Source organism: Dietzia sp. SLG310A2-38A2 (assembly GCF_014145095.1).
Classification (GTDB): Bacteria; Actinomycetota; Actinomycetes; order Mycobacteriales; family Mycobacteriaceae; genus Dietzia.
Map to the genome: position 1 here is coordinate 1 of NZ_JAALDX010000002.1, position 5,859 is coordinate 5,859.

General features: G+C 70.9%; 5 protein-coding genes and 2 pseudogenes. 4 read left to right on the top strand and 3 right to left on the bottom strand.

Annotated features, from left to right (window positions below):
* Together G6027_RS00045 and G6027_RS00050 are read left to right on the top strand one after the other, a co-directional pair.
* Positions 1-182, top strand: a pseudogene (locus G6027_RS00045) (exodeoxyribonuclease VII large subunit); the annotation flags it as partial.
* Positions 182-412 (top strand): exodeoxyribonuclease VII small subunit, encoded by a 231-nt coding sequence (locus tag G6027_RS00050; RefSeq protein ID WP_182634248.1) that lies wholly within the window; start codon positions 182-184, stop codon positions 410-412. The pseudogene G6027_RS00045 and the gene G6027_RS00050, both read left to right, overlap by 1 nt.
* 46 nt (positions 413-458) lie before the next feature.
* On the opposite strand, the gene G6027_RS00055 is transcribed toward G6027_RS00050, so the two are convergent.
* Positions 459-1,022: a DUF4245 family protein gene (locus G6027_RS00055; protein WP_182634250.1), complete on the bottom strand. Its 564-nt coding sequence runs from the start codon at positions 1,020-1,022 to the stop codon at positions 459-461.
* Positions 1,023-1,169: 147 nt separating this feature from the next.
* On the opposite strand from G6027_RS00055, the gene glpX reads away from it, so the two are divergent.
* Both glpX and G6027_RS00065 read left to right on the top strand, forming a co-directional pair.
* The gene (gene glpX, locus G6027_RS00060) at positions 1,170-2,180 is read left to right on the top strand and encodes a class II fructose-bisphosphatase (RefSeq protein ID WP_182634252.1); all 1,011 of its coding nucleotides are present in this window, start codon (positions 1,170-1,172) and stop codon (positions 2,178-2,180) included.
* Between the two features lie 63 nt (positions 2,181-2,243).
* Complete coding sequence (locus G6027_RS00065; RefSeq protein ID WP_182634253.1) at positions 2,244-3,647, top strand: class II fumarate hydratase; 1,404 nt, start codon at positions 2,244-2,246, stop codon at positions 3,645-3,647.
* A gap of 100 nt (positions 3,648-3,747) precedes the next feature.
* On the opposite strand, the gene G6027_RS00070 is transcribed toward G6027_RS00065, so the two are convergent.
* The gene (locus G6027_RS00070; RefSeq protein WP_182634255.1) at positions 3,748-5,103 is read right to left on the bottom strand and encodes a PhoH family protein; all 1,356 of its coding nucleotides are present in this window, start codon (positions 5,101-5,103) and stop codon (positions 3,748-3,750) included.
* A 245-nt stretch (positions 5,104-5,348) separates the two neighbouring features.
* Positions 5,349-5,859, bottom strand: a pseudogene (locus G6027_RS00075) (acetyl-CoA C-acyltransferase); the annotation flags it as partial.

Here is a 5,859-nt window from a genome sequence, read left to right on the forward strand (position 1 = left end):
TCTCCTCGATCGCCCACGCCCCGCCCGGGTCGCAGCTGCGTATCCGGGTGTCGGACGGCGCCTTGTCCGCCGCTGTTCTCGGCTCCACCCCCGCCGCCGGGCGGGCCCCCGCCGCCACCGCCGAGACCACCACCGCCGAGACCACCGCACCCGAACCCGCCACACCCGAGGAGCAGTCCTGATGTCCGACGAGCAGACCCCCGTCTCCCAGCTCGGCTACGAGGAGGCCCGCGACGAGCTGATCGAGGTGGTCCGCATCCTCGAGGCAGGCGGCCAGGACCTGGACGCATCGCTGGCGCTCTGGGAACGGGGCGAGGAGCTCGCCGCGCGGTGCACGGAACACCTGGACGGCGCGCGTGACCGGATCGATGCGGTGTTGGGCGACGACGACGACGCTGCCAGCCGCACGTAGGAGGCCACAGCCCAGCGCGCCGACCAGGCGACGGTCGAACCGCTGACTATCGGCTGCTCGGGAGCGGTTCGGCGTCCTGGACGGCCGCGGCAAGCGCCTCGAAGTCCGAGGTGGTGGCCGACCCGGTCACCGCCACCCTGACGTCGTCCAGGTCCAGCACCCACACCGGACGGACGTCGTCACCGGTGTACACGGCCCACTCCCGCCCGGTCACCGGCACGATCGTCCGGCTCGGTCGCGGTCCGCCGTTCAGGGACCGGAACGCCTCCTCGGGGGCGTCGGACTGGACCAGTTCGACGAAGCTCCGCTCCCCCGTCACCCAGCCGACGTGGCTCGAGGTGGTGTCGGCGAAGCTCTCGACGCGTCCAGAGTTCGAGGTCCACTCCTCCGGGACGACCGGGGACCGGACCGGGAAGCCCAGGCTGCGGGCGTCCTGGCGCAGGGAGGCCTCGGCGTCGAACTCCGGGATCGCACCCTGCTGTGGTCCGGACGGGCTGAAGGTGCACTGGCCCGCGACACCGGCGAAGATCCCGACGATCGCCATGAGCACCACCACCGACCAGAACATGTCGCGGTTGCCCTGCAGGATTCTCGGTTTCGGCTCGGCCACGGCGTCCAGTATCCCACCCACCCGGGGCATGTCGGGCGCCTGGCCCCCGGCGGGCGTCCGGAGGTGCAACAATGAGCGCCGACACCCCATCGTGCGGCGAGTGGCCACGTCTGTTCGCGCGCAGCTATCCGAGGAGCCCGACGCCACATGTCAGACGCCCTACGCCCCGACCGTAACCTCGCCATGGAGCTCGTCCGAGTCACCGAGGCCGCCGCGCTCGCGGCCGGCCGGTGGGTGGGCCGGGGCGACAAGCTCGGGGGTGACGGCGCTGCCGTGGACGCCATGCGCGAGCTCATCGGCACCGTCGACATGGACGGCGTCGTGGTGATCGGCGAGGGCGAGAAGGACGAGGCGCCGATGCTGTTCAACGGCGAGAGGGTCGGCACCGGGCACGGCCCCGCGGTCGACGTGGCCGTGGATCCGATCGACGGTACGCGCCTCATGGCCGAGGGCCGGCCCAACTCCATCGCCGTCATCGCGGTCGCGGAGCGAGGCTCCATGTTCGACCCCTCGGCCGTCTTCTATATGCGCAAGATCGCCGTGGGGCCGGACGCGGTCGGCCACATCGACCTGTCCGAGTCCACGGAATGGAACATCCTGTCCGTGGCCAAGGCCAAGAACATCGACGTCGGCGACATGACCGTGTGCGTCCTCGACCGCCCCCGGCACGCCGAGCTCATCGCGGAGATCCGCGCGGCCGGAGCCAAGGTCCGGCTGATCATGGACGGGGACGTGGCCGGTGGCGTGGCCGCCGCCTCCGACGACAGCTCGGTGGACATGCTCATGGGGATCGGCGGCACCCCCGAGGGAATCATCACCGCCTGCGCCATGAAGTGCATGGGAGGGGAGATCCAGGGGCAGCTCTGGCCACAGGACGAGGCGGAGCACCAGAAGGCGGTCGACGCGGGACTGGACGTCGACGCGATCCTCGGCACCGACGACCTGGTGAAGGGCGACAACTGCTTCTTCGCGGCGACCGGCATCACCAACGGCGACATGGTCCGCGGCGTCAGCTACCGCTCCAACGGCGCCGTCACCAGGTCGCTGGTCATGCGGTCCAAGTCGGGCACCGTCCGGCACGTGGAGGCCCGCCACCGCATGGAGAAGCTCCGCGAGTTCTCGGCGGTCGACTACGGCCAGGGGTCCCGAGACAGCTGACCCCGCCCGGTCCCGCCGCGCCGAGCGCATGCGAGGTGCGTCGTGCGCGCCTACTCTGACCGTATGGCTGACCAGAGTGGATTCCGTATCGAGCACGACACCATGGGCGAGGTCCGGGTACCGGTCGACGCGCTCTGGCGGGCCCAGACGCAGCGGGCGGTGGAGAACTTCCCGGTCTCGGGCAGCGGGCTCGAGCGGGCGCAGATCCGCGCGCTCGGCCTCCTCAAGTCCGCCTGCGCGACGGTCAACGGACGTCTCGGCCTACTCGACCAGACCAAGGTCGATGCCATCGTGTCCGCGGCCGGACGGATCGCCGAGGGTGAGGTCGACGACCACTTCCCCGTCGACGTGTTCCAGACCGGTTCCGGAACCAGCTCGAACATGAACGCCAACGAGGTCATCGCCTCGATGTGCGCGGCCGACGGCGTCACCGTCCACCCGAACGACGACGTCAACATGTCGCAGTCCTCCAACGACACCTTCCCCACCGCGACACACGTCGCCGCGACGGAGATGGCGCTGACCGAGCTCGTCCCCGCGCTGGGTGTGCTGGCCGGGTCGTTCGAGCGCAAGTCCGTCGAGTGGCGGGATGTGGTCAAGTCCGGCCGCACCCACCTCATGGACGCGGTCCCCGTGACCCTGGGCCAGGAATTCGGAGGGTACGCGCGCCAGATCCGGGCCGGCGCCGAGCGCGTGTGCGCCACCCTGCCCCGCGTGGGCGAGCTCCCGATCGGCGGCACCGCGGCGGGCACCGGTCTCAACGCGCCCGACGGTTTCGGCTCAGCGGTGGTCGAGGAACTGCGATCCCTCACCGGGCTCGAGGAGCTGCGCCTGGCCGAGGACCCGTTCGAGGCGCAGTCCGCCCGCGACGGTCTCGTGGAGTTCTCCGGGGCGCTGCGCACGATCGCCGTCTCGCTCACCAAGATCGCGAACGACGTCCGCTGGATGGGTTCCGGTCCGATGACCGGGTTGTCCGAGGTCCACCTGCCGGACCTGCAGCCCGGGTCGTCGATCATGCCCGGCAAGGTCAACCCCGTACTGTGCGAGACCATCTCCCAGGTCGCCGCCCAGGTCGTGGGCAACGACGCCGCGGTGGCCTGGGCCGGTGCGACCGGGGCCTTCGAACTCAACACCGCGATCCCGGTGATGGCCCGCAACGTCCTGGAGTCTGCCCGGATCCTCACCACGTCCACGACCCTGTTCGCCGAGCGCTGCATCGACGGGATCGAGCCCGACGTCGAGCGGATGCGCCGGTACGCCGAGTCCTCGCCCTCGATCGTCACCCCGCTCAACTCGGCGATCGGCTACGAGGAGGCCGCCCGGGTGGCCAAGCACGCCCTGGCGGAGGGGATGACGATCCGCGAGGCCGTGATCGCCCTGGGCTTCGTCCCCGACCCGCTGAGCGAGGACGAGCTGGACCGCCGCCTCGACGTGCTGGGGATGACGGGCCTCGACCGCGAGCGCTGACCCCGGACGCGGCCTCCCGCACGGGACCGACGAGACCTGGGGAGGACCTGCGCTGCGTGCCCGGTGCGGGCACGCAGCGCAGCCTCTGCTCACCCGCTGATCATGCTGCGTGGATCCGGCGCAGCTCCCCCGGCTCGGCGTCCGGGTGGAACTCCTCGAGCATCGTGGTGACCAGCTCGGCGATCGCCGAGCGCTCCGAGCGGTTGAGGGTCACGTGCGCGAACAACGGATGCCCCTTGAGCTTCTCCACCACGGCCTGGATCCCGTCGTGACGACCGACCCGCAGGTTGTCCCGCTGGGCCACGTCATGGGTGAGGACGACCCGTGATCCCGATCCCAGCCTGGAGAGCACAGTGAGCAGGACGTTGCGCTCGAGGGACTGCGCCTCGTCGACGATCACGAACGAGTCGTGCAGGCTCCGGCCACGGATGTGGGTGAGCGGCAGCACCTCCAGGATGTCGCGGTCCATCACCTCGTCGATCACGTTCTCACTGACCAGGCCCTCGAGGGTGTCGAACACCGCCTGCGACCACGGCGACATCTTCTCGGTCTCGCTCCCCGGCAGGTAGCCGAGTTCCTGTCCGCCCACGGCGTAGAGGGGCCGGAACACGACGATCTTGCGGTGGCGGCGCCGCTCGAGGACGGACTCGAGCCCGGCGCACAGGGCGAGCGCGGACTTCCCCGTCCCCGCCCGGCCACCGAGGGAGACGATCCCGATCGACTCGTCCAGCAGACAGTCGATCGCGATGCGCTGCTCCGCGGAACGGCCGCGCAGGCCGAACACCTCGATATCACCGCGGACCAGCTTCAGCCCGCCGCCGTCGGTGACGCGGGCCAGCGCCGACGACGACTCGGTCTGGATCCGGATCCCGCAGTGGACCGGTGTCTCCCCGTCCAGACCGGCTGCCCGCGCCGCGAGTGGCGAGGCCCCGCCATCGGTGAACAGGGTGTCCACGAGGTCCTGGGTGGCGGGCAGGTTCGCGACCCCGCTGTAGCCGGTCAGCACCACGTCCTGGGCGTGGTACTCGTCGGCGGGCAGGCCCACGGAGCCCGCCTTGACCCGCAGGGGCACGTCCTTGGAGACCAGGACGGTGTCGAGACCCTCCGCGCGGAGGTTGAGTGCGCACGCGAGGATCCGGGAGTCCTCCCCGTTGTTCCGGAACCCGGCGGGCAGGATCGCCTGGTCGGTGTGGTTGAGCTCGACCCTCAGGGTTCCCCCCTGCTCGGTGATGGGCAGATCGCCGTCGAGCCGACCGTGTCGCAGGCGCAGGTCCTCGAGAAGTCGGAGTGCCTCCCGGGCGAAGTATCCGAGCTCGGGGTGGTGACGCTTGCCCTCCAACTCCCCGATCACCGCGATGGGCAGCACCACGCGGTGCTCGGCGAAGCGGGTGACGGCCCACGGGTCAGAGAGCAGAACCGAGGTGTCGAGGACGTAGGTACGTACGGTGTCGGTCACGGCGGACTCCTGGCCCGCGGCACCGCGGGCGAGCTGGGGGTGGACCGGTCGGCTCAGGTCACCTGGTGGTGACGGGGCCGGGTGCCGGCCCCCTCCCGATCGAGTGGATCGATCATCGGCTGGGACCTCCCGACGGTCGGCTTCCCCACCGACCGTTGTGACCCACGCTACGCCCGAATCACACGAGTGTGAGTTAACTCATCGTGAATTCGTGAGTCCTGCCGGGATCCGTCACGCGCACCGGGTCACGTCACCCTCTCGAACGCGGCGGCCAGGCCCTGCCCGCCGCCGAGGCACATCGTCTCCAGCGCGAGCCGGCCCTGTCTCCGGGCGAGCTCCCGGGCCATGGTGGTGAGGATACGTGTCCCCGTGGCCCCGACGGGGTGCCCGAGCGAGATCCCCGAACCGTGCACGTTGAGCCGCTCGCGGTCGGCCACCGTGAAGCCGAACCCGTCCTCCCACTCCCGCAGGCACGCCAGGACCTGGGCGGCGAAGGCCTCGTTGAGTTCGATCAGGTCGAAGTCCGCGAGACGCAACCCCAGGTCGCCCAGCAACTCGGCGGTGGCGGAGACGGGACCGATCCCCATCCGGGCGGGATGCACTCCGGTCACCGACCAGCCGAGGGGTCTGACGTACGCGCGCAGCCCGAGGCTCGCCGCGCGATCGCGGGTGGTCACGACGCACACCGCGGCGCCGTCGTTCTCCCCGCTGGCGTTGCCGGCGGTCACGGTCGCCCCGGGGTCGACCCGGGAGCGC

Bases quoted from the DNA above. Each gene is read 5' to 3' on its own strand.
- glpX (WP_182634252.1), top strand. From the start codon at position 1,170: ATGTCAGACGCCCTACGCCCCGACCGTAACCTCGCCATGGAGCTCGTC.
- G6027_RS00065 (WP_182634253.1), top strand. From the start codon at position 2,244: ATGGCTGACCAGAGTGGATTCCGTATCGAGCACGACACCATGGGCGAG.
- G6027_RS00050 (WP_182634248.1), top strand. From the start codon at position 182: ATGTCCGACGAGCAGACCCCCGTCTCCCAGCTCGGCTACGAGGAGGCC.